The organism is Pedobacter sp. BS3 (genome assembly GCF_008274585.1).
Taxonomy (GTDB): domain Bacteria; phylum Bacteroidota; class Bacteroidia; order Sphingobacteriales; family Sphingobacteriaceae; genus Hufsiella_A.
Window position 1 is genome coordinate 280,262 of the sequence record NZ_VTRT01000002.1, and the last position, 25,029, is coordinate 305,290.

The following is a 25,029-nucleotide window of genomic DNA, read 5'->3' on the forward strand; positions in this document are numbered from 1 at the left end:
TGTTGAAAAGTCTTTAATTTACCTGTCCGGCAAGCAGGTATAATACAGCCATACGAATGGCTACCCCGTTTTCTACCTGGTCAAGGATAATGGACTGTTTACTGTCGGCTACATCGCTGGTAATTTCCACGCCCCTATTAATCGGGCCGGGGTGCATAATGGTGATTTCTTTATCCAGCGAATCGAGGATTTTCTTGTTAAGTCCATACAGCATGGAATACTCCCGCAGCGACGGAAAATATTTGATATCCTGACGCTCGAGTTGAATACGCAGCATATTGGCTACATCGCACCAGTTAAGCGCTTTAACAAGGTTGTGCTCTACCTTTACGCCTAAGCTGCCGATATATTTTGGTATCAGCGTAGTTGGCCCGCAAACCATTACCTCGGCGCCTAATTTTTGCAGACACAGAATATTAGATAAGGCCACCCGCGAGTGCAGGATATCGCCTATAATGGCAATCTTCTTTCCGGCTACATCACCATATTTTTCACGTATGGAGAAAGCGTCCAGCAAGGCTTGTGTGGGATGCTCATGCGCACCGTCGCCCGCGTTAACAATCTGGGCGTTGATGTGCCGGCTCAGGAAAATTCCCGCTCCCGGATACGGATGACGCATGACCACCATATCCACTTTCATGGAAAGAATGTTATTTACCGTATCAATGAGTGTTTCGCCTTTGCTTACCGATGAGGATGATGCCGCAAAATTAACCACATCGGCCGACAGTCTTTTCTGTGCCAGCTCAAACGAAAGTCGCGTACGGGTAGAATTTTCAAAAAAGATATTGGCGATGGTAATATCCCGCAACGAGGGGACTTTTTTAATGGGGCGGTTTAGTACGTCTTTAAAGGTATCAGCAGTCTCAAATATTAACTCAATATCCTGTACAGAAAGGTCCTTAATGCCGAGCAGATGCCTGGTACTTAGTTTTTGAATGGATGATTGCTGCATAGTTATGCCTATTAATCTTGCTGCTTGTCTGTCTTCTGAAATAATACTACCCGGTCCTCCTCATCGGTTTCCCGCCAGGTTACCACTACTTTCTGCGAATCAATGGAGTCTACCTTTATGCCGATGTAATCAGGCTCTATGGGTAAATGACGTGAAAAACGCCGGTCTACCAATACCAGCAGCTCCACTTTTTCCGGCCGGCCGAATGCCAGCATGGCATCCATCGCAGAGCGGATGGTGCGCCCGGTCCATAACACATCATCTATCAGGATTACTTTTTTTCCCTCAATGATAAAATCAATTTCGGTGCTGCTGGGTACTAAAAGGCCCTCTTTACGCCTGAAATCATCACGAAAAAATGTGATGTCTAAATTGCCTTTTACGATATCAGCCTGGGGAAGTATCTGTTTTAACCCGGAAGCGATACGGTCGGCCAAAACAATGCCCCGCGGCTGAATGCCCAGGATAACAGAATTAGAGAAATCGTCGTGATTTTCAATTAACTGATGGCAAAGGCGTTGTAGGGTTATCTGGAATTTCTGACCGTCTAACAGGGTTAAATTTTGCATCAGTAGCTTGGATTTGGGCAAAGGTATAATTTTTTTTAGACTTTGGAAAGAGGGTAAAGGAGGTTGAAGGCGGGAAGGTGGAAGGTTTTTAGGTTCTAAGTTGTAGGTTATACGTGGTACGTGGCTATAGTTAACAATGAAGAATTGACAGTGGACTGTGTATGACTAATAGCTTGTTTACACACCAGCATGAGTTGATTAAAACCCCAAAAACTAAAAAAAGCCATCTGGATGGCTTTTTTTAGTTTGCTGTTGGCTAACATTATTTTCCGGTATTGATGTAACTGGAAACAGACTCGCTTTCGTACTGATTTGCGGTAAAGTTGAATTTACTGAAATTATATAGCACAGCTGTTGCTTCTGAAATGTTGCACCTGGGCGATGTTGGTTTTATAATATACAGGACATATAAACCGCCACCGGCATTAGGACAGGTGATACATACGGGAAGCGGCTTGCAGGTTTGGTTGGCGATACTTAGCCAACTATCGATATGCGCACTGTAATAGTTATGGATTTCATCCCAACAAAGCTCTGATGGATTTACAGGGTCAACCGGGCCAACAGTTCCTGTTACCGGAACAAAGAGGTTATTTTTGCTCGCCGCTTTTTTAAGATAAACTACATCCTGTTTGCCACTGAAAGCGGCTTCCAGTTCAGTATTTGTTCCTATAATAATCGCGTTTTCAGATTCGCCTTTAGCTGCCATTTGAATAGGCGCCGAAAACTTTTGTTCTTTCTCTTCTGATTGAACATCCTGCTTGTCTTTTTTACAAGCGAATGTGATTGAAAGAATAACGGCTAAAGCCCCGATGATTTTAGTTGAATTTTTCATGACTTGTTTTTTTAAAGGGTAAAAAATTATATCGTTTCCCTTTTATATAAGCTGGTATCAAAAATTGTTACCCCTCCTTATGAAATTGATTCAACCATTCATGGATATCCTCTCGCAGGTGTACATATTGAAAGATTAGTTCCGGCGGTCGATCTACCATACTTCAGTGCAGTTAAACTGCACTGAACTTTTTTATTCACATTTTTGTAAAAATCATATTACAAAAAATAGCCGAATACGCTCGGGTCTGTCGCAGACAGCATCTTAGTTTTAACCTATATGAAACGTACCTTAGACGGATTTTCATCGGACTTTGTTCGGGGTTTTACGAATAAAGTACCTTCTAACCTCGTTTTATCTTAGCAGATATTTCTTTTTAGTTAATAAAATACCTATATTAGCTATCTAACCAATTCTTTCATGTTATGGCTCGTATTACAAACGGTATTTTGGGCGGCTTCTCCGGAAAAGTGGGTTCGGTGGTGGGTTGCCGCTGGAAGAACATTGAGTACACTCGTTCACTGCCTGCTAAACCGTCTGGTCCGCCGTCTGAAAAGCAACTGGCCGCCCGGGCGAAGTTTAGGTTCCTGAACAACTGGCTGAATGATAAGGCTGCTTTTTTTGCTACCAGTTTCATTAATCATACGGTTGATATTACCCCCTCGCTGTCGCACGCCTGTGGCGTGTGCATAAAATGAGTTTACAATTCGTTATCCTTTTCACACGCGGCACGCGTGCGCCAGCATGTGTATGCCTTCGTAGCTGCTTCGCGGTCTTCACACTCTTCTCCATAGGGAGCCCTTCGGACAGAATGACAACGTTCCTTATTTACTCATTAATAAACTTCATACTTTAGCAATCATGAAAGACATCGCTAACATTGCCAAAATGCGGCTGATCAATCAACAAATTGCCGTAAATACATTAAAAACGGCTAAAGCTGTTGTGAGTTGGATGGGCGCCCTGCAAGCCCAGGATTACGCTATGGCCAAATGGGCGCTTGGCATACGGTTAAAGGATTCAACCGAGGCTATGATTAACAAAGCTATTGACCGTGGTGATATTATCCGGACACATATATTGCGCCCTACCTGGCATTTTGTTTCGGCAGATGATATCGGCTGGATGCTTGCCCTGACAGCTCCCCGCATCAGGGCATCGTTAAAGTCGCGATTGAAACAGCTGGAGCTTACGGAAGCTATTCTTGCCAAAAGTAAACACATTATGGAAAAGGCGCTGGCCGGCAACCGTCATCTTACACGTGCAGCGCTTGTTGAGGAACTGAACAAAGCGGGTATTGCTACAAACGAATATCGTTCGGGCCATATCCTGCTCCATGCCGAACTGGAGGGCTTATTGTGCAGTGGCGCACAGAAAGAAAAAGACAGTACTTATGCTTTATTACCGGAGCGGATTGCCCAAATTAAGACTTTACCTAAGGATGAAGCGCTGGCGAAACTGGCACAAATCTATTTCACCAGTCACGGCCCGGCTACATTACAGGATTTTATATGGTGGTCTGGCCTATCGATTACTGAGGCAAAGCATGCGCTGGAAATGATAAAACCGAACTTTTATCCGGAGAAAATTGATGAACAGACTTATTGGATTGCCAACTCCTTTACCGTTCCTAAAAGGTATATGGACTCCGCATATTTATTGCCGGCATTCGATGAGTTTATCATTGGCTATACTGACCGCAGCGCTACACTGCCCTTTGAACATCACCATAAAGCGGTATCCAGCAATGGCTTATTCAGGCCAACTATTGTTATCAACGGACAAACCACAGGTATCTGGAAACGGGCACTAAAGAAAGATAAAGTGCAGATTGAACTGCAATTCTTCCAATCTTCAGGCACCGAAGCTCAGAAATTACTGCATCAAGCGGCTAAACGATATGGTGCGTTCTATAATTTAGAGACAGAGCTAATCTGACATAAACCACAAAGCCCCTCCGGGTAAACCGAAGGGGCTAAAACTTATTTTATCAGAGATATTACTTTTCTTCTTCTGATTTTTTGGCTGCAGCTTTTTTAGCCTTATTTTCAGCGCCTTCCATCTGCTCTTTCAATTGAGCAAGAACGTCAAGGTCGCCTAAGGTTGATTTCTCAACCGACTCTTTTACCTTTTTAACGGCATTCGAGGTGGCTTTATGCTCAGCTTTTTTGCTGTTGCTTTCGGCATGTCTGGCTTCGGCTTTCGCTTCTTCCCAAATGCGTGAGTGTGAAATCACAATACGCTTAGAATCTTTGTTAAATTCTATGATTTTGAAATCGGCAACATCATCCGCTTTCAGCGCTTTACCATCTTCTTTAATGGTATGTTTGCTTGGAGCGAAACCTTCCACACCATAAGGAAGTGCAACGATAGCGCCTTTATCGGTCACTTTCAACACAGTTCCCTGATGAATAGAATCCAGTGTAAAGATGGTTTCGAAAGTTTCCCACGGATTTTCTTCCAGTTGCTTATGACCTAAGCTCAGCTTACGGTTTTCTTCATCCAGTTCTAACACAACTACATCCAGTTCTTCGCCTACTTTGGTAAACTCGTTAGGATGGTTGATCTTCTTAGACCATGATAAATCTGAAATATGGATCAGTCCGTCGATACCTTCTTCAATTTCAACAAATACACCGAAATTGGTCATGTTTTTCACTACCGCTTTGTGCTGGCTTCCAACAGGATAGCGCTCAGCGATGTTTTTCCATGGGTCAGGTGTCAGTTGTTTGATACCCAGGCTCATTTTACGCTCATCGCGATCTAATGTTAGTACCTGAGCTTCAATCTCGTCGCCTACTTTCAGGAATTCCTGAGGGCTGCGCAGGTTTTGAGACCACGACATTTCTGAAACGTGGATCAAACCTTCAACACCCGGGGTGATTTCAAGGAATGCACCGTAATCGGCAACAGTCACGATCTTACCTTTAACCGTAGAACCTACTTCAATAGCAGTGTCTAATGATTCCCAAGGATGAGGAGTTAATTGTTTCAGACCAAGGGCGATACGTTTTTTCTCATCATCAAAGTCAAGAACCACCACATTGATTTTCTGATCAAGTGACAATACTTCTTTCGGATGCTCGATACGTCCCCATGAAATATCTGTAATGTGAAGCAGACCGTCAACACCACCCAAGTCGATAAATACACCGAAATCGGTAATGTTTTTAACAGTTCCTTCCAATACCTGTCCTTTTTCAAGTTTGGCAACGATCTCTGTTTTTTGGTTTTCCAGATCGTCTTCAATCAGTACTTTGTGCGATACCACTACGTTTTTAAATTCGTGGTTGATTTTCACAACCTTGAATTCCATGGTTTTACCCACGTATATATCGTAATCGCGAATAGGTTTAATATCGATCTGCGAGCCGGGCAGGAATGCCTCAACACCCATAATATCAACAATTAAACCACCTTTGGTACGACTTTTAACAAAACCGTTAATAATGGTATCATTATCTAAAGCCTCGTTAATAAGCTCCCATGATTTTTGGGTTTTTGCCCGTTTGCGTGAAAGCACCAATTGTCCGTTGGCATCTTCCTGAGATTCAACAAACACATCAACGCTGTCGCCAACCTTCAGGTCGGGCATATCACGGAATTCAGAAAGCGATACTAAACCATCAGATTTAAAGCCGATGTTTAATACGACATCTTTGTTGTTGATCGATACAACAGTACCCGAAATAATTTCGCCTTTGTTGATCGAATGAAAAGTACCTGCATATTGCTCTTCAAGCTTTGCACGTTCTTCTTTACTGTAGTTACCAAAACCTTTGCTGTCTGCATCCCAGTCGAAATCACCGCTTGGGGTAACAAATGTTTTGGATTTGATTTCATCAATAAAGGATGAATCAGCTTCTGATTCAATCTTTTCTTTTTCTTTAACCGATTTGGTTTCTGTACCGAGTTCCGCTTCCTTAGCTTTTAACTCTTTTTCTGCTTCTTGTTTTTTAGCCATTAATTAATTTGTCTCCTTTTCCCGATTTTAAAATCAGGACTGCAAAGGTAGAAAAATATTCTTATTAAAAAGAATATTAGTTGGTTAGCTGTTTTTGAGTATTAAATAACGGGCAGCCCACCCCCGCCCTCCCAAAGGGAGGGAGTAAGCTTTTGCTATTGTCTTGTTTCTTTGGGCTTATTTCTGCTTCCGGTCTTTCCTGACTTCCCGACTTTCGGACTATAAGCTATCCGCCATTAAACCATGAACCATTAGCTATAAGCCATAAGCACAGCTACTTCACCCGCACAAATGCGTTTTGAGTATCTCCTACCCACTTGTATTTATAGATGGTGCTTTGCTGTTGTCCGTCTTTGGTCTTTTTGTTGTGCGAAATATAGAACAAGCCGTCGCCTAAAGGGCATAGGCCTGTAGCTCCCCATTGGAAATACCATCCCCTGATACCGCTTGCAGTATCTGCCGGGCCAGCTTGCAATAGTGATAAGGTGCTGACAGTTATCTTTTTGTTATCTGATGGAATCTGGCTTTTCACCGGCTTTTTATGGCCATCAATAACAAATAAGTCATAGTTGGGAAACTGCGTTTTTTTACCACGATATGCCGCGGCGAAAAAGTTTCCGGTATAATCATCATAAGCCAGGTTCTGAATACCATAGTTTGTATTACCGGTTTTTACAAAGTATTTTTCCAATGGTTTTTCCGGCCCTGAATGATGCAGGTGCCCTTGTGCCAAAGGCTGCGCATACTTATTCCAGTTGCTTATATCAAATTTTAACAAAACCTGGTAATCATTATCATCCCTGTTGATATCTCCGTATACACCATAGGCTACATATAAGTATTTTTTAGAAGTATTAGAGCTGCCAATTGCCGGTGCAAATGCAACGCCGTCCATGCCGGAACATGCGAAGCGGTGCGGTTTCACTTCATTGCCTACATGAACCTCAGCTTCGTAATCCTTTACCACTTCGGGCATATAAACGGTACGCAACAGGTCTTCTTTTTCGGCACTCATATCCGGACGCACAATGCGGGAACCGTCAAATATGGCGATATAGAAACCGGTTTCACTATTGCCCTGCTCACCCAGCTTTTTCCGGATGCCTTTACCTATGGCATCATTTTTATATTCCAGCGAACCGTATATCTTACCATCTTCTTCATTAAAATCCAGATCGCCAAGATGGCCTACAAAGCCGGTTACACTTCCGATCAGCTTGCCGGAAAGATCCATTTTGATCAGCTTGTCGGTAAACGAGAAATAAACGTATCCGTTCGCTTTGTCCACAGCAACGCCTTGCACATGAAACGGACCTTGTTTCCCGGTATAAATAGAATCCGGCCAGTTGATCGCGTTCTTACCGGTCTGAGCATTCAGAATGAGCACACTAAACAGAAGCGGCAGCAGCAGTAGTTTCTTCATCTTAAGAATCAATAAAATTTAATAAAAACAAATGATTAGTAACACCAAAAGTAATATAAAAAAACTCACAGACAACAAAAAAGAAGTAAAATCATTATTTCCAAGCCACCTTACTCGTACCGCAGCGCATCGATCGGGTCTAAACGGGCGGCCTTTTGAGCCGGGTAATAGCCAAAAAACACTCCTGTAAGAGCACAAACCACAAACGACAAACCAATGGCCGATTCTGAGATCACGGTAGGCCAGTGCAATGCCGATGAAACAATGAGTGATGCCGATATACCAATAATCACCCCGATAATTCCACCGGTGATGCTGATCATGATGGCCTCTATCAGGAACTGTAACAAGATATCGCTGCCCCGTGCACCGATAGACATGCGTAAACCGATTTCGCGGGTGCGTTCAGTAACCGATACATACATGATATTCATGATCCCGATCCCGCCGATGACCAGCGATATGCCGGCAACTGCCGTTAAGAGCGTGGTCATCATGGTACTGGTTGAGCTCATGGTGCTGATCAGCTCTGCCTGGGTACGCACCGTAAAATCATCTTCCTCTGTAGGGCGTAGCCTGTGGTTTTCACGCAGCAGTTGGGTAATCTCTTCGGTTGCAGCATCCGAACGGCTTTCGCTCACAGCCGACGCATATATGGTATGCAGGTAAGTAGTTGCCAGTATCCGCTTCTGAACGGTGGTGTAAGGCGCAATAATAATATCATCCTGATCCTGACCAAATGTATTTTGTCCTTTAGGATTCAGCACCCCGATAACCTGGAAAGGAATTTTCCCGAAACGGATAACCTGCCCTATCGGATTTTCGCCGCCAGGAAATAAGTTGGTTACTACGGTTTGTCCGATCAGGCATACTTTAGCCGATTTTCTCACCTGGTCGTCGGTAAAATTCACGCCATCTTTTAAGCTCAGCTTCCTGATATCGAGGTACGAGGGTGCAACACCCTGCATTTGTGTTGGCCAGTTATTGGCGCCTTTAATAGCCTGTCCGCTGGAAGATACGCCCGGCGAAACGGCGCTCACATCAGCAACATTAGTCCTGATCTTATTAACATCATCCTCCGTTAACGATTGCACGCTGCTGGAGCTCATCCGGGCGCCACCGGGCATGGGCATATTATTATACGGCATAATGGTGATCATGTTAGAGCCCATGCTGGATAACGACGACTGGATGCTTTGCTTCGATCCTTCGCCGATAGACATCATGGTAATTACCGCTCCAACACCAATGATAATACCTAACATGGTTAAAAAAGCACGCAGCTTATTACGTTGCAGGGCTTTCAGGGCTATTCTGATCAGGTTAAACAGTTGCATATTATTTGGGTGTTTGGGAAGCCTCTCCCCCAACCTCTCTCCAACAGAGAGGGGAGTTCTGACAGGGCTTCTTATTAGTTTGTTTCATAAATCTCAATACGCAATACACATATCGCAATACGCTAATAATCATCCGATACGGGAAGTGATTCCAGCGCTTCTTTCGCCGAACGTACGTTTTCATTAGCCGTATCCTTCTGTATTTTTCCATCACGGAGCATAATCGTACGGCTGCTGAACGCGGCAATATCCGGCTCGTGAGTTACAAACACAATGGTTTTCTTTTCCTTCTGATTTAATTCCTGCACCAGCGACATAATTTCATACGAGGTACGGGTGTCCAGGTTTCCGGTTGCCTCATCGGCCAGTATCATTACCGGCTCATTGACCAGGGCCCGTGCTATGGCCACCCGTTGCTGCTGTCCTCCCGAAAGCTGAGCAGGCGTATGGTCAAACCGGTCGGCCAGCTTGACCAGCTCCAGCGCATGCATTGCTTTTTCACGGCGTTCCCTGGTATTTACGTCTGCATTATACAATAATGGAAGCTCTACATTCTCAAGAGCCGAAGTACGTGGCAGCAGATTATATGCCTGGAAAACAAAACCGATCTTACGATTTCTCAACTGGGCCAGCTCATTACGGCTCAGCTCCTTTACATTTACTCCGTCCAGCAGGTAATCGCCTTCAGTAGGCTTATCCAGGCAACCCAGGATATTCAGCATCGTAGATTTTCCGGAACCGCTGCTGCCCATAATGGTTACAAATTCGCCGGGCTGAACAGAAAAAGAAACTCCTTTCAAGGCCCGTACAACTTGCGAACCCACCAGAAACTCACGTTTCAGCTCCCGTACTTCTAAGATGTTTTTCTTCATTTTTTCTTTCTTGAACGGAACTTCGGCATAAACGGACTTGATGAACCTTGTGCAGCCTGAACGGCTTCGCTGCCACCGAGCATGCTGGTAATTACGCGGTCGTTTTCTGTTAACCCATCCAACACCTGTACGTGCATATTGTCGTTCAGACCGGTCACAATCTTTTTGCGGATAAGTTTATTCCGCTCTTTTACCCATACGTAGGCTACTCCTTCATCGTCTTTAGCTGTTACCTGCCGGTTATCCATCTGCAATACGTATTGCTTTTGAAGCGCTGCTGAATCCGGCGTATATTTCAGCGCTTTCACGGAGATCAGCAATGCGTCGGAAGCTTCACGGGTATAAATGGTTATAGTGGCTGTCATACCCGGTTTCAGCTTTAATGAATCATTCCGGGTATTGATAATGGTGGTATACGTTACCACATTTGCCGATGTAGATGGCCGTAGCCTGATCTCTGAAACGGTTCCTTTGAATAAATCATTCAGATAGGCATCAACGGTGAACGTAACCCGCTCGCCGGCTTTAATGTTGCCGATATCAGCCTCATCTACTTTGGCCAGCACCTGCATGTTGGTAATATCCTTAGCAAGGGAAAACAGGGTCGGCGTATTGAAGCTTGCCGCCACGGTTTGTCCTACACTTACGCTACGGCTTAACACTACGCCATCTATGGGCGAGTAAATTTTAGTAAGCGAAAGATTTTTCTCTGCCGATGTAAGCTGTGCCTGAATGCTGCTGATATTGGCTTTGGCAGTAACGTAAGTATTTAATGCGTTATCATAAGCGGCCTTGCTGATAGCGCCTACATCATATAACTGCTTCTGCCGGGCGTAATTGGCTTCCTGGTATGCAAAGTTGCTTTTTGCCTGTGCCAGGTTTGCCTTTATCTGGTCAACATTAGCCTGCATCAGCACCGGGTCAAGCTCTGCCAGCAATTGTCCTTTCTTTACAGTGGAATTGTAATCGGCGTAAATTTTACTGATCGTTCCGGATACCTGCGTACCTACAGCTACCGTATCCACAGGCTGAATGGTTCCGGTTGCGGTAACTGTTTCGGCAATGTGACCTTTTACCGGCTTTTCGGTTTCAAATGCTACAGGCTGCTCCCGCTTACGGAAAAATAACAGGTAAGCAACAACGGCTACCGCTAATACAACCAGGCTGATAATGATTATTTTTTTGTGTTTCATTTTAAGTCAAAAAAAAAGTAAAAAGTAAAAACCGGCATTAGTTTCATCACTACGGAAATAATAACCTGTTATATTAAACATAAAACAATACTATTTGAGGGTTAATGGTTCGCCTTTATAGAACTCATAAATTTTTAACGATAACAAAGCGTTGTATTTTGCCTGTGTGTAGGCTTGCAAAGCCTGTATATACAGGTTTTTCTGCTGCACATATTCTACCGTGTTCGATGCTCCCACTCTAAGCTCCTCGCCTGCTATCCGGTATGCTTCCTGAGTATATTTAAGCTGTTCCAGCGATGCGGTGTACTGGTTCCCGGCATTTTGAGCATTAATAAAGGCCTGCTCAACTTCCTGCGAAAGTACGGTCTTGGTATTCTGGTAGTCCAGCTCAGCCTGCGACACATTGATCCTTGCCTTAGCTTCGTTGGTTTTATTCTGCTTCCGGGTAAAAATGGGAATAGAGGCTGTTATGCCGATCTGCTGATAAAAATTATCGTTAAGCTGGTTAAAAGCGTTGTACGAACTGTTATTACCGTAACTTGTACCAATACCTCCGCCAAGGCTGATGGTTGGTTTATACCCGGCCCGTGCTTTAGCCAGATCAAGCTGGGCTATATCGACGCCGAGCTTGCTGTTCTGCATTTCGGGCCGCGTATTCAGGGCCAAGGTCAATACTTCGTTCAGCGAGGGAATTGCCGCCAATGCTATGGCAGAATCTGGTTTTACAATATCAAACGACTGTCCGGTTGGTAATTGCAGCAGTTGCTTTAAGTTCAGCTTATCCTGCCGTTCGGCATTTTGCGCCGTAGTGAGTGTATACTGATCATTTGCCAGCTGTGCCGATAATTGTACCAGGTCTTTTTTAGCTACGGCGCCCACATTATACTGCTGCTGCATCTGGCTGACCTGCGTTTTAGACGTAGCCACTAAATCCTCGGCATACAGAATGGTTTCTTTATCCAGTAAAATGTTAAGATACGCCTGCACAATTTGCACCGAAATACTGTTCCCGGCTTCCAGCACACTTAAATTGGAGGATTGTACCGACAGATCTTTTTGCCTGATATCATTGCGCAGATAGCCGCCGTTGTATAGTGTCCATGATGTGCTGATCCCGGCCGAACCATTCACATTAGCCGATGAAGTCCCCACCTCGTTCCGGTTATTGTGTGATAAATTCTGTGAAACCGAACCATATAAATCGGGTAAAACTGCCGCTTTTGAGGCAATAAGATCCTGCCGGCTGGCTTCCTTGTTCAACCGTAACGAATTGATGCTGATATTGTGCTGTTTGGCATAATCCAGGCATTGCTGTAATGTCCATACAGCCGGCAAAGCTGTTTTTACTGTATCTTGCTCCTGCCGGGCAAATACAGTCAGCCCCGGCAGAAACAGTAAGATGATCAAATAATATTTCAATGGTTTGTAGTGCATATTAGTGAGTTAACCTGATACAAATTGAACCATATTTGGGTGGACGATAAAACAGTTTCGACAGAGAACAGAAGATCATCGATAGAAAGGTAGTTTTCATCCGTAAAACCGCTTATTAAAGACTTTTCTGTCATAAAAATGGGTTCTTCGATAAGAATTATCTGTTTAACCTAAAAAAGCAGGATTGTATCGATTTGTTTTTGTTACCAGTAATATTCGTTATAATCTTGCAATGACAAATTCAAAAGTTGAGTGAAACGAAATCCCGGCTGTCCGGGGTCAAAAGTTAAAAGGCCACGCATCAGCCAGCCATCAGCCGTATCACCTAATTATAGTAGATAAATACATTAATAATTACTCATATCATGCCATCAGGAAGGTCAAGGTTCATCATTACAATAAGTGTCCATGTGCTGGCCTGGGCGCTTTTGGGTTTTGCGCTGATGTTTTACCATCCGCTTACCTGGAGCGTAAAGCTACCTTCGGTATTCTGGATCAATCAGCTGTTCCGCCTGTTCATCCTGGTGATATTATTTTATGCCAATGCCTCAGTTTTTGTACCATCGCTGGTACTTAAAAACCGTTTCTTTTACTTCGCACTTTGGGTACTGCTGGCCATTGCAGTCACCGTTTACCTCAGTAATCTTACCGAAAACCTGCTACAGGTACGCCACCAGATAGAGCAACTCAACAAATTACCTCCGCGTGGCGGAAAAAGCGGCTACGATATTTTCATCATGATGGCCTCGCTGCTTGTTCTGGGCATCAGCACCAGCATTACGGTTGTACAACGCTGGCAAAAGGACGCCCGTATCCGCGAAGCGATGGAGAAGCAACAAATCAGCTCTGAGCTGTCATTTTTAAAGGCGCAGATCAATCCGCATTTTTTCTTCAACACGCTTAATAACATCTATGCGCTATCGTTTACCGATATGCCCTTGTCAAGGGATGCCCTGCATAAGCTTTCGCGGATGATGCGCTACCTGCTGTACGAAACACAGCATGACACCACACTGCTTAAACAGGAAATTTCCTTTGTGAAGGATTACATTGCCCTGATGAAGCTGCGGCTTAACCCAACGGCTATTGTTACCTTCAGCGAACCGCAACTAAGCCGCGATCATTCCATTGCGCCCATGCTACTGCTGCCATTTGTAGAAAATGCCTTTAAACATGGCGTGAGCGCTACCGAACAAACCAGGATCGAGATATCCATTGCAGTGGATGACGATATACTACATTTAATTGTTGAAAACACTATTTACGATAATAATGCGCTGATCATAGAAAACGGCGGCATCGGCCTGGCCAACACACAACGGCGCCTGGATCTGTTATATCCCGGCAGGCATACGCTGCTTATCCGTAAAGATGATGACGAAAACCGCTATATTGTTGAACTGAAAATCAGGTTATCATGAAGTTAAACTGCATTACCGTAGATGATGAACCGCTGGCTTTAGGATTAATAACCTCATTTGTACAGCAAACGCCTTTCCTGGAGCTCAGGGGGAGTTTCGGTAACGCAGTTGATGCACTAAAAGCCTTACACGAAGACAACATCCAGGTGGTATTTTTAGATATCCAGATGCCTGGCCTGAACGGCATGGAACTGGCCCGGGTTTTACAATCGCAGGCTGATAAACAAACAAGAATTATTTTCACTACCGCATACAACCAATTTGCCATTGAGGGATATAAGGTTGATGCGCTGGACTACCTGCTGAAGCCGTTCAACTACGAGGAGTTTCTGCGGGCGGCCACCAAAGCGCTGAATTATTTTGAGCGTACCGGAGAACACAATACAATCTCTGCTCCTAACAATCAATACCTGTTTGTAAAATCGGATTATAAGCTTGTCCGCGTTAACCTGGACGATATCCTGTATATTGAATCGCTGAAAGATTATATCAAAATACACCTTACAACTGCCACAACGCCCATTACTGCCCTAAGCAGTCTGAAGGCCATCGAAGAAAAATTGCCCCCGTCGCGGTTTATCCGCCTTCACCGCTCGTTCATTGTGGCTATTGATAAAATTGATTCTATCAGCAAAAACGCGGTACATATCGCATCGCTTGATATTACCGTTGGCGATCAATATAAAGATGCGTTTAAAGAGCTGTTGTCTAACTGGGGGTGAGATGATTTATTCCTGAAAACTGGGTAACAAATCAACTCATGGTTTGATATACTGAAAAACACAAAATCATGAGAAAATTTGACCTGACTACCATACTTACGCTGGTTGCATTGCTATTAGCCCTGAGCGCTATTATTCAAGCGTATAATCTTGTTAGTTGTTAGTCTTTAGTTGTTAGTTGTTAGTTGTTCGAATGTCTATGCCTTCAACCTTTTACCTTCTACCTTCTACCTTCTACCTTCCACCTTCCAGCCCTCAACCTTTCTCGCTGCTCTTGTTTCTCTTTCCGGCTATGGGTATAAAATTATTGGTTAAACTTCTGCTTTAACAGTTCCAGCATATCATCGGTAACCGGTTTGGCCTTTTCCGGTTTTTTATATTGCTGCGGCTGTTGGCTATTGGGTTTCTGCTCGCGGTTTTGAGCGGCCTGCTGCTGCTTGGCAGCTTGCTTTTTGCTATTCCAGCGGATCCAGATACGTTCCAGGCATTTTTTGGTGTATAACGGAAAATCGCCCTGCTGCATCCAGGCGTAATAACTCGGTTCCAGGTTAAATATTTCTTCCACCGGCTTACCTTTATGCTTACCGAAATTGAATACTTCTATACCATCCTCGTTGAACACCAATCTGCCGGCATAATCTACCGGTTTATTGAGGTTGGTAAACAAGTGTAACGCCTCTATATCATTTTTAACCGGTTTTGAGACATGACCTTTTTTATCTTCAAAATCAGCCCCGGCGTAACGCTCTATCTGGGCAAGCAGCACTTCGTAAGTGGCTTTAATATCGGCTTCGGCAGAGTGCGCATTTTCTATGCACTTACCGCAATAAAACTGGTAAGCTGCTTTTAGCGTGCGCTGCTCCATCTGGTGAAAAATATTTTGAACATCCACAAACAGGCGGTTTTCAATATCAAACTCGATACCGGCACGCAAAAACTCCTCCATCAGTACAGGAATATCAAAACGGTTTGAATTGTACCCGGCAAGATCGCTGTTTTCCAGGAAAGCGGCCAGTTCAGGACCCACCATTTTAAACGTCGGCCGATCGGCTACATCCTCATCATAAATACCATGTATCAACGATGACTCCAGCGGAATGGGCCTTTCGGGATTGATACGCATGGTTTTAATCTCTTCGGTACCATCAGGCATGGCTTTGAGAATAGATATTTCCACAATCCGGTCGGTAGTAATATTGGTTCCGGTAGTTTCCAGATCGAAGAAAGCCAGCGGACGCTTAAGATTTAATTTCATCATGAGAAGGATAATTTACCCGAAAATAAGAAAACCAATAACGATAATGAGGATCATTACCAGGTACAGCATAATTTCTGTTTTGGCAAAACGCCGGTACTTCATCCAGAAATTATCGTTTTGGGTATTGTGGGCCATAAGTTAATGTATATTTAAACGTCACAAAAATAACTAAATTTCTTCAGGATAAACGCCTCTGATCAGGATGAGTTGTTCAACAAAATCCGTTACTGCCCGCCAAGCGAGCCTTTGCGAGCCAAAAGCGTTCACGCAAAGGGCACCGGGACGCTTCGCTTTAGCGCAGAAAGTCCAAAGAATCTTTGCGAGCTTTGCGTAAATGACTTGGGGTTCTTTGCGTAATAAATAAGGGATTCATGATGCCCCATTACGATGAGGCCATATACGGGCTTGAAGAGCTGGCATCAACAGGCTCTACATTGCTTAACGGCAGAAAACTGGTTTCTGTGCTTACGGCCATATCGTATTCAAACGTAGCCGGATAGGGCGATTGCAACAAGCTGCCGACCGGTATATAAGGGTAAATTTCGGCATACGTTTTAACCAGTCCCGGCCCTACACGCCTGTAAATAAAGTGGCGTTTCAGGTCATCCAAGCTTCTGATACCCGCAGCGCCCATCAGTTGAACGGCGCTGTTAACCGTTTCCCGGTGAAAATTGGCTACCCGCACTTTTTTATCGGCAACCACCAGCCCCTTGGTTAACGATGGATTTTGCGTGGCAACGCCTGTCGGACAGGTATTCCGGTTACATTCCAGCGCCTGGATACATCCCAGGGCAAACATCATTCCACGGGCCGAATTACACATATCAGCGCCAAGCGCAATGTTTTTAACCAGGTCAAAACCGGTTACTACCTTGCCGGATGCAATAACGCGGATGTGCTTTTTCAAATCGAAACCCAGCAGGGTATCCGATACGAACGACAGCGCTTCCCGCAAAGGCATGCCTACCGCATTCGAAAACTCCATCGGTGCAGCGCCTGTGCCACCCTCACCGCCATCCACAGTAATAAAATCGGCATAAATACCGGTTTTTACCATAGCCTTGCAGATAGCAATAAACTCGCTTTTGTTGCCAATGCATAATTTAAAGCCAATGGGCTTACCGCCCGATAAACGGCGCAGCTTATCTATAAACTGAACCATTTCAAGCGGCGTTGAAAAAGCGGAATGAGCCGGTGGCGATACAACGTCCGCTCCGGTATGAACCAAACGGATACGGGCAATCTCTTCGGTAACCTTTGCAGCCGGTAAAATACCACCATGACCGGGTTTGGCTCCTTGCGACAGCTTAATCTCAATCATTTTTACCTGCGGATAGGCTGCACGTTCTTTAAAAGCCTCTTCGTTGAATGTTCCGTCCAGGTTGCGACACCCGAAATATCCGGTACCAATCTGCCAGAAAATATCGCCGCCAGGCTGTAAATGATAATCGCTTAAACCACCCTCACCGGTATTGTGCGCAAAGTTACCGATCTTCGCACCCGAATTAAGCGCCAGGATGGCATTTTTGCTTAACGAACCAAAGCTCATGGCCGAGATATTAAGAACACTCGCTTTATAAGGTTGCATACATTGAGGGCCACCAACCAACACCCGCGGATCTTCATCCAACTGCTTATGGTCAATGGCCGCGATACTATGGTTTAGCCATTCGTAACCGTTAGCATAAACATCCAGCTCGGTACCGAAAGGTTTGGTATCATCCACCTTTTTCGCCCGCTGGTACATTACATCCCGCTGAATGCGGTTAAAAGGCATTCCGTCGGTATCGCTTTCTACAAAATACTGATATAATTTAGGTCTGAGGTCTTCCATAAGGTACCGCAGATGCCCAACCAGCGGAAAATTGCGCAAAATAGAATGCTTTTTCTGTACCAGATCGTAAATCCCGACAGCAAGCACCGGAATAATAATGATAAACGACCACAAAATATGACGCCATGTAAGGCTCCACACAAACACGGCAAGAATCAATACAACAAATGTTACTAAAAATGTTCTCCTCATACCTGCAATTCAAAAGTTAAAAATCAAAAGTCAAAATTAAAAAGTCAAAAATTTGAACAACTTCCATATTTTTGCGCTGATAGCACCGGGCAACCGGCCAATGCTACAAGATATAAAATTATACGGATGAAACGCACAAAAATTAAGGATCTGCTGAACGCAACAAGTTTTGGTACTGAAGTACGGATTATGGGCTGGGTAAAAACATTCAGAAATAACCAGTTTATAGCCATTAACGACGGTTCGTCTTTACAAAATATACAAGCGGTGGTAGACTTTAATCATTTTGACGAGGCGTTGCTGAAAAGACTGACTACCGGCGCTTCGGTGGATATACAGGGACAGCTGGTAGAATCGTTAGGTAAAGGTCAGCGGGTAGAGGCAAAAGTAAACACCCTGAAAATTCTGGGCGACAGCGATGCCGAGAAGTTCCCCCTGCAACCCAAAAAGCACAGCCTTGAATTTCTACGCGAAATTGCCCACCTGCGTTTCCGTACCAACACCTTTAACGCTGTTTTTAAGGTACGGCATGCGCTGGCTTACGCGATACACCAGTTTTTTAACAGCAAGGGCTTTACCTACATTCATACGCCTATTATTACCGGTTCTGATGCCGAAGGCGCCGGAGAAATGTTTCGCGTAACTACCCTTGATTTCGACAATGTTCCCCGTACAGAGAGCGGCGAAGTGAATTTCAAGGAAGATTTCTTTGGAAAACCAACCAACCTGACCGTTTCCGGGCAACTGGAAGGTGAGCTTGCCGCCATGGCTTTAGGCGATATCTACACGTTCGGGCCAACATTCAGGGCCGAAAACTCCAATACCACCCGTCACCTGGCGGAGTTTTGGATGATTGAGCCTGAAATGGCTTTTTACGACCTGAACGATAACATGGATCTGGCTGAAGATCTGCTGAAATATGTTATTAAATACGCGTTGGATAACTGCAGCGATGAACTGGAGTTTTTAAAAAACCGCCTGCTGGATGAGGAAAAGCAAAAGCCGCAAAATGAGCGTTCTGAGCTGGATTTGATTAGCAAGCTCAATTTCTGCCTGGACAACGCCTTTGAACGCTTAACCTATACCGAGGCCATTGACATCCTGAAAAGCTCCAAGCCTAACCAGAAAAAGCAGTTTAAATATCTCATTGAAGGCTGGGGCGCCGATCTTCAATCGGAGCATGAGCGTTACCTGGTTGAAAAGCACTTTAAAAAACCGGTAATTTTAACCAATTACCCGGCAGATATTAAGGCTTTCTATATGCGCCAGAACGAGCCTGACGCCGAAGGCAGGAGAACTGTACGGGCTATGGATATTTTATTTCCCGGAATTGGTGAGATCGTTGGCGGCTCACAGCGGGAAGAGCGGCTGGAAAAACTGTTACAACGGATGGAAGAAATGCATGTGCCAGCCCAGGAGCTGAATTGGTACCTGGATACCCGCCGGTTTGGCTCCGCTCCGCACGCCGGGTTTGGCTTAGGCTTTGAGCGTTTGGTATTATTCGTAACCGGCATGACCAACATTCGCGATGTCATTCCGTTTCCGCGTACGCCTAAAAATGCTGAGTTTTAATCAACTATGCATTCCAGGATTATTATCTTCCTGTTATTCATTACTGTACGAATCAATGCACAAACGTACAGTAATGAATTTACGCTAACATCCGATAACGATTTTTATACATCGGGTTATAAGTATGACCGGTACTATACCAATGGTCTTATGCTGCGTTACCGGCACGCACTAAAACCGGCTGCCGATAGTACCAAACGCATTTTAGGGTTTGAATTCGGCCAAATGCTGTTTAACCCCTACTCTACCAAAGTTCCAAACGCCGCTGACCAGGACAGACCTTTTACCGCGTATTTATTTGCCGGCGTGACCCTACACAGGTTCTATAAAAATGAAAATAACTTGCTGCTGTCTGCACAGCTTGGCACCATTGGTCCGATGGCTGCCGGCCGCGAAGTGCAGGTAACCTATCACAAATTATTCGGACTTTATCCTGTACAGGGATGGAAATACCAGCTAAACAACGAGCCCGGCATTAACCTGGCTGCAACCTATAACAACTTGTTCTTCAGAAACAGCAAACAAAACCTGGATATCAGCGGTACTTACTCGGCTAAATTAGGCAATACGTTTTCCGGTGCATCAGCAGGTTTCAGGGTTCGCCTGGGCAGAATGAATGCCTTTAACCAGTCTGCAGCTTTTAATAGTCGTGTTAACAGTCGCTTACCGGCAGGTAAATCTCCGCAAAGGGAGCTCTTTGTCTACACCGTTCCGCTTATTAATTATGTGGTATACGATGCAACCATCCAGGGCGGACTTTTCAGGGAAAACAAGGGCCCTGTAACTTTTGGTATCCATCACTGGGTTTATGCCCAGCAACTGGGCGTTCAATATGCTAAGAATCATTGGGGCGTAAACGCAGCTATTATTGCCAAAACCCGCGAAGTAAAGAGCACTGCAACGGGATATCAATATGGTTCGATAACTATCAGCTACAGGTTTGAATAGTATTGAGATTTGAGATATAAGATATTAGATGTGAGACTTTAAATAAAAAAGTTGTTTAAACTTTAAAATTCAGCTTTATAACCACATTTTGCCTGTGTTTCGACAAGCTCAACATGACTAATGTGGTCAGCCTGAGCTCAGTCGAAGGCTATTTAAGGACAAAACGTTAAACAACTTCATTAAATACCGTTATATGAATAAAATTCAGTCAGGCTTAATAACTTTTCAACAGCAAATCAGCTTATCTGTACGGCCAATCCTTCCGGCAATGAAATACGTATTGCTATTGTTTAGTCTGCTGACCATTCAAACCGGCAAAGCACAGGAGATCAATACCACCCTTTATTACGGTTCCTTTTTAGTGAATACGCCGCAGGACGGTACTTTTAAAAATTACCTTTATGGCGCCGATGTAAACTGGAACCACAACATCAGCAACCGTGCCGACAACTGGATAAGAACATCCGGCGCCCAAAGCTATGGCCTGGGCTTCATGTTCCGCCAGCTCAACAATTTTAACGGGTATGCCGATACCTCAGCCAATGCATTCGGACAAGCCTATGGCTTAGCCGGGAATATTAAATTCCAACTGTTTAAGCTGGGAAAAACGGGCGTTTACATCAATCCGGCCTTTGGCATATCTTATCTTACCAAAACCTACTTTACTAATCATACCAACCGTTTCATCGGCAGTCATTTAAACATGACCCTGAAAGGGGATCTGGGTGTTTCTGTGCCATTAAATACTAACCTGAGCTTTTCCGCCGGGCTTGGCATGCTCCACTACTCTAACGGAGCTTACGTTATTCCTAACGGTGGTTTAAATACAACTCACGTTTTCGCAGGATTAACCTTCCAAAACCATAACACCGAAACTGAACATACAAAGGCAAGTCCGTTTCTACCGTTACAGCGCAACAGTGTTGAACTGGGTCTTGGTATTGGCCGGCGTGGCATCCCTGAAACACATAGCGGTAAATGGAAAAGCGGATTATATGCCGGTTATAATTACCGCGTTAATGATTTCATCCGCCTCAAGGCGGGATTAGATGCCATCTATTATTATAAGTTTTACGATCCCGACCAGACCGAGGGAAAATACAAATATTACGGCGCTTCGTATAAAGACTGGCGTTTAGGCCTGAGCGCCGGCGCCGATCTGAACATGTGGCGAATCACCATCACCGGACAGGCTGGCAAGTACCTGTATTTCGACAAATACTATAAAAACGTTACGTGGTACTGGCTGTTCGGACCAACTTATTACATCACACCTCATATCGGCATACAGGCCAAAACCTATATGCACATGGCCCAGGCCGATTATATCAATTATGGTTTGGTGTTTCAGCTTTAACCTGTAATCTTATCTGCTCTTCAAAACAGGTTTATACTATTAACAAACCTCGTAAAGAGTAATTTTATTAAAAACTAAAACTTTATACATCTTTATCAGTTAAAATATTGTCATTTAATATTTTAAATATAACGCGTCATGAAATTAAAACTAATTGTGCCCATGCTGTTTATAGTTGCAGCAATAGGGCAAAGCTGTGTAAGTACTAAAAAATATAAAGAGTTACAAAGTAACTACAATCAGTTGGACAGTGCTAATCGTAATATGAAACGTAAGTACTTAACTTCTGAACGTAACCTGGCGGTAGTTAATAACCGTGTACAAAGCCTGGAAGAACAAATAGCGTCTGAAAGAGCCAGCGCAAAATCATTGCAGGATGCGCTTGACAAATGTTTAAACTCCAGCAACCAGGGCAATGTAAACATCTCCAAGCTGGTTGATGAAATTAACCGTTCTAACAAATACATTCAACAACTGGTCAATGCCAAGAATAAAAGCGATTCATTAAATATGGTATTAACCAACAATTTAACCCGTTCGCTAAGCCAGCAGGAAATGCGGGATGTTGATGTGAAGGTACTCAAAGGCGTGGTTTATATCTCGCTTTCAGACAACATGCTTTACAAATCAGGAAGCTACGAGATTTCAGACCGGGCCAATGAAACGTTAAGCAAAATCGCTAAGATCATTATGGATTACAACAACTACGACGTATTGATTGAAGGTAATACCGATAATGTACCTATTTCGCAAAAGAACATTCGTAACAACTGGGATCTAAGTGCGCTAAGAGCATCGTCGGTAGTGCAAGCCCTGCAAAACAATTTTAATGTTGATCCTAAACGTCTAACAGCAGGCGGTCGCGGCGAATACAATCCGGTGGCTGATAACAGTACCGATGCCGGCCGGGCTAAAAACAGGCGTACCGAGATCATCATTACTCCTAAGCTGGATCAGTTTATGGACTTAATCGGAAAAGCGCCGGAAGAAAAGCAATAGCTGCCTTTTTAGTCCGAAAGCCGGGAAAGTTGAGCGCAGCGAAATCCCGATTATTCGGGGTCAGAAAAGACCGGGGCCAATGTTATTACATAAACCTTACAGGTTTGCGCCGAAGCCCTTGCGCTGGCAAAACCTGTGAGGCTTTTTTAAAGCTTCCTGTATATTGCCCGTTGGCGTGCTGTTTCCGAAGGGCTCTACAGATTAACCTACACTGTCCGTAGAGACGCTGATGCTTAACTCTACGGATTAACATATAGAGAAGAGTCTACAGACTCTTGTAAAATAAATATAAAGGCCTTACCATTAAAATGAGTTAAAAAACTCCAACTTATGTATTAATCCTTAGTCAGTAATAATAAAGTCCGGAGGCTTTTAAGTAACAGCACTAAGCCGGAACTTAGCGCTATCGGGTTGAGGTTACAGACATCCCGTAAAATATAACGAACGATTACAAAACCGGCCATTATGCCAATCCGGAGTGACGCTTTCGCTGAACACTCCGGACAGTTGAGGGTTTTGTTCAATCGTAAATCGTAAATCTAAAACCGTAAATCTAAAATCGTATCCTGCACTATTCGCTACAATCATTATCTTGCGGCATGAAACCTGTTATTACTATTGAATATTGCCCCAAATGCGGCTGGATGTTACGTGCGGCCTATATGGCACAGGAATTGTTAAGCACTTTCTCTGACGATGTTCACGGCGTGCTGCTACAGCCCAGCGAAGTAAGCGGACGTTATGAAATACGCATAAATGACAACAGCGTATTCGACCGTAAACGGATGGGCCGGTTTCCCGAAATTAAAGAGCTGAAACAACTGGTTCGCGATGTGGTAAATCCGGCAAAGGATTTAGGCCATGCTGATAAAAAGCCAGCGTAAAATTTAAACTTTCAGGCACCTGGTAGCGTGCGGGCCATCTCTAATTGGAATATTTGAGCTAAATTTGCCCCCATGTCTGATTATAAGTATAACCAACGCGGAGTTTCTGCCGGCAAAGAAGATGTTCATAACGCCATAAAAAATATCGATAAAGGAATATATCCCAAAGCGTTCTGCAAGATCATTCCCGATATTTTAGGTGGAGACCCGGCATGGTGTAACATTATGCATGCAGACGGAGCCGGCACTAAATCGTCGCTGGCGTATGTGTACTGGAAAGAAACCGGCGACCTTTCCGTATGGCGGGGCATTGCCCGGGATGCCATCATCATGAATATTGACGACCTGCTTTGCGTAGGCGCTACCGATAATATTTTATTATCATCTACCATTGGCCGCAATAAAAACCTGATCCCGGGCGAAGTAATTGCCGAAATTATTAACGGAACCGAGGATGTCCTGGCCGATCTCCGTTCGGGCGGCATCAGCATTTACCCGACGGGTGGCGAAACTGCCGATGTCGGCGATTTGGTTCGCACCATTATTGTTGACTCTACGGTTACCTGCCGCATGCATCGCAGCGATGTGATCTCAAACCATACCATACAAGCAGGAGATGTGATCGTTGGGCTGGCTTCGTACGGACAGGCCAGCTATGAGCAGGAATATAATGGCGGCATGGGCTCAAACGGGCTTACTTCTGCCCGGCACGATGTTTTCCATAAATACGTAGCCGAAAAATATCCCGAAAGTTATGATCCGGCAGTACCGTACGAACTGGTATTTGCAGGTAATAAAAAGCTAACCGATACCATTGACCTGGGCAACGGCGAAACCATAACCGCCGGAAAGCTCGTCCTCTCGCCCACACGCACCTACGCTCCCGTCATAAAAAAAATACTGGAAGGCTACCGCGAGCAAATTCATGGTATGGTGCATTGCAGCGGCGGCGCTCAAACCAAGGTATTGCATTTTATCGATAACCTGCACATTATCAAAGACAATATCTTCCCTGTTCCACCGCTATTCCGGTTGATCCAGGAACAATCCCATACCAACTGGCAGGAAATGTACAAGGTATTTAATATGGGACACCGGATGGAGCTCTATGTACCACGGGAAATAGCGCAGGAGTTGATCGCCATCTCCGAAAGTTTCGGCATTGAAGCCCGTATTGTGGGGCGTGTAGAAGAAAGCGGTAAAAAACAGGTAACCATCCGTTCAGAGTTCGGTGAGTTTGTGTATAATTAAGGCTATATT

General features: G+C 44.4%; 22 protein-coding genes. 10 read left to right on the top strand and 12 right to left on the bottom strand.

Translation table 11 applies throughout. From position 1 onward, the window contains the following. Positions 1 to 13: 13 nt before the first annotated feature. The 3 genes from FW774_RS06885 to FW774_RS06895 all read right to left on the bottom strand — a co-directional run bounded on the left by FW774_RS06885 (position 14) and on the right by FW774_RS06895 (position 2,359). The gene (locus FW774_RS06885; RefSeq protein WP_149347439.1) at positions 14 to 955 is read right to left on the bottom strand and encodes an aspartate carbamoyltransferase catalytic subunit; all 942 of its coding nucleotides are present in this window, start codon (positions 953 to 955) and stop codon (positions 14 to 16) included. Between the two features lie 11 nt (positions 956 to 966). Further along, complete coding sequence (gene pyrR, locus FW774_RS06890) at positions 967 to 1,524, bottom strand: bifunctional pyr operon transcriptional regulator/uracil phosphoribosyltransferase PyrR (RefSeq protein WP_149347440.1); 558 nt, start codon at positions 1,522 to 1,524, stop codon at positions 967 to 969. Between the two features lie 262 nt (positions 1,525 to 1,786). After that, positions 1,787 to 2,359: a hypothetical protein gene (locus tag FW774_RS06895; protein WP_149347441.1), complete on the bottom strand. Its 573-nt coding sequence runs from the start codon at positions 2,357 to 2,359 to the stop codon at positions 1,787 to 1,789. Positions 2,360 to 2,784: 425 nt separating this feature from the next. Here FW774_RS06895 and FW774_RS06900 point away from each other — a divergent pair, with 425 nt between their 5' ends. Together FW774_RS06900 and FW774_RS06905 are read left to right on the top strand one after the other, a co-directional pair. Then, positions 2,785 to 3,057, top strand: a complete 273-nt coding sequence (locus tag FW774_RS06900) for a DUF6266 family protein (RefSeq protein ID WP_149347442.1) — start codon at positions 2,785 to 2,787, stop codon at positions 3,055 to 3,057. Between the two features lie 163 nt (positions 3,058 to 3,220). Further along, the gene (locus tag FW774_RS06905; protein WP_149347443.1) at positions 3,221 to 4,297 is read left to right on the top strand and encodes a winged helix DNA-binding domain-containing protein; all 1,077 of its coding nucleotides are present in this window, start codon (positions 3,221 to 3,223) and stop codon (positions 4,295 to 4,297) included. A gap of 61 nt (positions 4,298 to 4,358) precedes the next feature. Here the strand turns inward: FW774_RS06905 and rpsA are convergent, their stop codons facing one another. From rpsA to FW774_RS06935, 6 genes are all read right to left on the bottom strand, one after another. Beyond that, complete coding sequence (rpsA, locus tag FW774_RS06910; protein ID WP_149347444.1) at positions 4,359 to 6,323, bottom strand: 30S ribosomal protein S1; 1,965 nt, start codon at positions 6,321 to 6,323, stop codon at positions 4,359 to 4,361. Positions 6,324 to 6,597: 274 nt separating this feature from the next. Further along, positions 6,598 to 7,746, bottom strand: a complete 1,149-nt coding sequence (locus tag FW774_RS06915; RefSeq protein WP_149347445.1) for a hypothetical protein — start codon at positions 7,744 to 7,746, stop codon at positions 6,598 to 6,600. Between the two features lie 110 nt (positions 7,747 to 7,856). Continuing rightward, the gene (locus FW774_RS06920) at positions 7,857 to 9,083 is read right to left on the bottom strand and encodes an ABC transporter permease (protein ID WP_149347446.1); all 1,227 of its coding nucleotides are present in this window, start codon (positions 9,081 to 9,083) and stop codon (positions 7,857 to 7,859) included. Positions 9,084 to 9,205: 122 nt separating this feature from the next. Next, positions 9,206 to 9,955 (bottom strand): ABC transporter ATP-binding protein, encoded by a 750-nt coding sequence (locus tag FW774_RS06925; protein ID WP_149347447.1) that lies wholly within the window; start codon positions 9,953 to 9,955, stop codon positions 9,206 to 9,208. Further along, a complete protein-coding gene (locus FW774_RS06930; RefSeq protein WP_149347448.1) occupies positions 9,952 to 11,148 on the bottom strand; it encodes an efflux RND transporter periplasmic adaptor subunit in 1,197 nt (398 codons plus the stop codon). The genes FW774_RS06925 and FW774_RS06930 overlap by 4 nt, the downstream gene beginning before the upstream one ends. Positions 11,149 to 11,238: 90 nt before the next feature. After that, a complete protein-coding gene (locus FW774_RS06935; protein WP_149347449.1) occupies positions 11,239 to 12,582 on the bottom strand; it encodes a TolC family protein in 1,344 nt (447 codons plus the stop codon). A 365-nt stretch (positions 12,583 to 12,947) separates the two neighbouring features. Here FW774_RS06935 and FW774_RS06940 point away from each other — a divergent pair, with 365 nt between their 5' ends. Next, positions 12,948 to 14,003 (top strand): sensor histidine kinase, encoded by a 1,056-nt coding sequence (locus FW774_RS06940; protein ID WP_149347450.1) that lies wholly within the window; start codon positions 12,948 to 12,950, stop codon positions 14,001 to 14,003. Further along, a complete protein-coding gene (locus FW774_RS06945) occupies positions 14,000 to 14,725 on the top strand; it encodes a LytR/AlgR family response regulator transcription factor (protein WP_149347451.1) in 726 nt (241 codons plus the stop codon). The genes FW774_RS06940 and FW774_RS06945 overlap by 4 nt, the downstream gene beginning before the upstream one ends. Positions 14,726 to 15,029: 304 nt before the next feature. On the opposite strand, the gene FW774_RS06950 is transcribed toward FW774_RS06945, so the two are convergent. The 3 genes from FW774_RS06950 to FW774_RS06955 form a co-directional block, all read right to left on the bottom strand. Beyond that, positions 15,030 to 15,980 (bottom strand): 3'-5' exonuclease, encoded by a 951-nt coding sequence (locus FW774_RS06950; protein WP_149347781.1) that lies wholly within the window; start codon positions 15,978 to 15,980, stop codon positions 15,030 to 15,032. Between the two features lie 15 nt (positions 15,981 to 15,995). Then, the gene (locus FW774_RS20710) at positions 15,996 to 16,118 is read right to left on the bottom strand and encodes a hypothetical protein (RefSeq protein WP_262714432.1); all 123 of its coding nucleotides are present in this window, start codon (positions 16,116 to 16,118) and stop codon (positions 15,996 to 15,998) included. A 247-nt stretch (positions 16,119 to 16,365) separates the two neighbouring features. Next, the gene (locus tag FW774_RS06955; RefSeq protein ID WP_149347452.1) at positions 16,366 to 18,009 is read right to left on the bottom strand and encodes an FMN-binding glutamate synthase family protein; all 1,644 of its coding nucleotides are present in this window, start codon (positions 18,007 to 18,009) and stop codon (positions 16,366 to 16,368) included. Positions 18,010 to 18,135: 126 nt separating this feature from the next. Between FW774_RS06955 and asnS the strand changes: the two genes are divergently transcribed. From asnS to FW774_RS06985, 6 genes are all read left to right on the top strand, one after another. Then, positions 18,136 to 19,581 (top strand): asparagine--tRNA ligase, encoded by a 1,446-nt coding sequence (gene asnS, locus FW774_RS06960; RefSeq protein ID WP_149347453.1) that lies wholly within the window; start codon positions 18,136 to 18,138, stop codon positions 19,579 to 19,581. A gap of 6 nt (positions 19,582 to 19,587) precedes the next feature. Beyond that, complete coding sequence (locus FW774_RS06965; RefSeq protein WP_149347454.1) at positions 19,588 to 20,529, top strand: lipid A deacylase LpxR family protein; 942 nt, start codon at positions 19,588 to 19,590, stop codon at positions 20,527 to 20,529. Positions 20,530 to 20,797: 268 nt separating this feature from the next. Further along, positions 20,798 to 21,886 carry an acyloxyacyl hydrolase gene (locus FW774_RS06970; RefSeq protein WP_187774841.1) on the top strand — a complete coding sequence of 363 codons (1,089 nt, stop codon included), beginning with the start codon at positions 20,798 to 20,800 and terminating at the stop codon, positions 21,884 to 21,886. A gap of 138 nt (positions 21,887 to 22,024) precedes the next feature. Further along, positions 22,025 to 22,885: a flagellar motor protein MotB gene (locus tag FW774_RS06975; protein ID WP_149347456.1), complete on the top strand. Its 861-nt coding sequence runs from the start codon at positions 22,025 to 22,027 to the stop codon at positions 22,883 to 22,885. A 599-nt stretch (positions 22,886 to 23,484) separates the two neighbouring features. Then, a complete protein-coding gene (locus FW774_RS06980; protein WP_149347457.1) occupies positions 23,485 to 23,769 on the top strand; it encodes a SelT/SelW/SelH family protein in 285 nt (94 codons plus the stop codon). Between the two features lie 72 nt (positions 23,770 to 23,841). Continuing rightward, positions 23,842 to 25,020 carry an AIR synthase related protein gene (locus tag FW774_RS06985; protein ID WP_149347458.1) on the top strand — a complete coding sequence of 393 codons (1,179 nt, stop codon included), beginning with the start codon at positions 23,842 to 23,844 and terminating at the stop codon, positions 25,018 to 25,020. Positions 25,021 to 25,029: the final 9 nt, after the last annotated feature.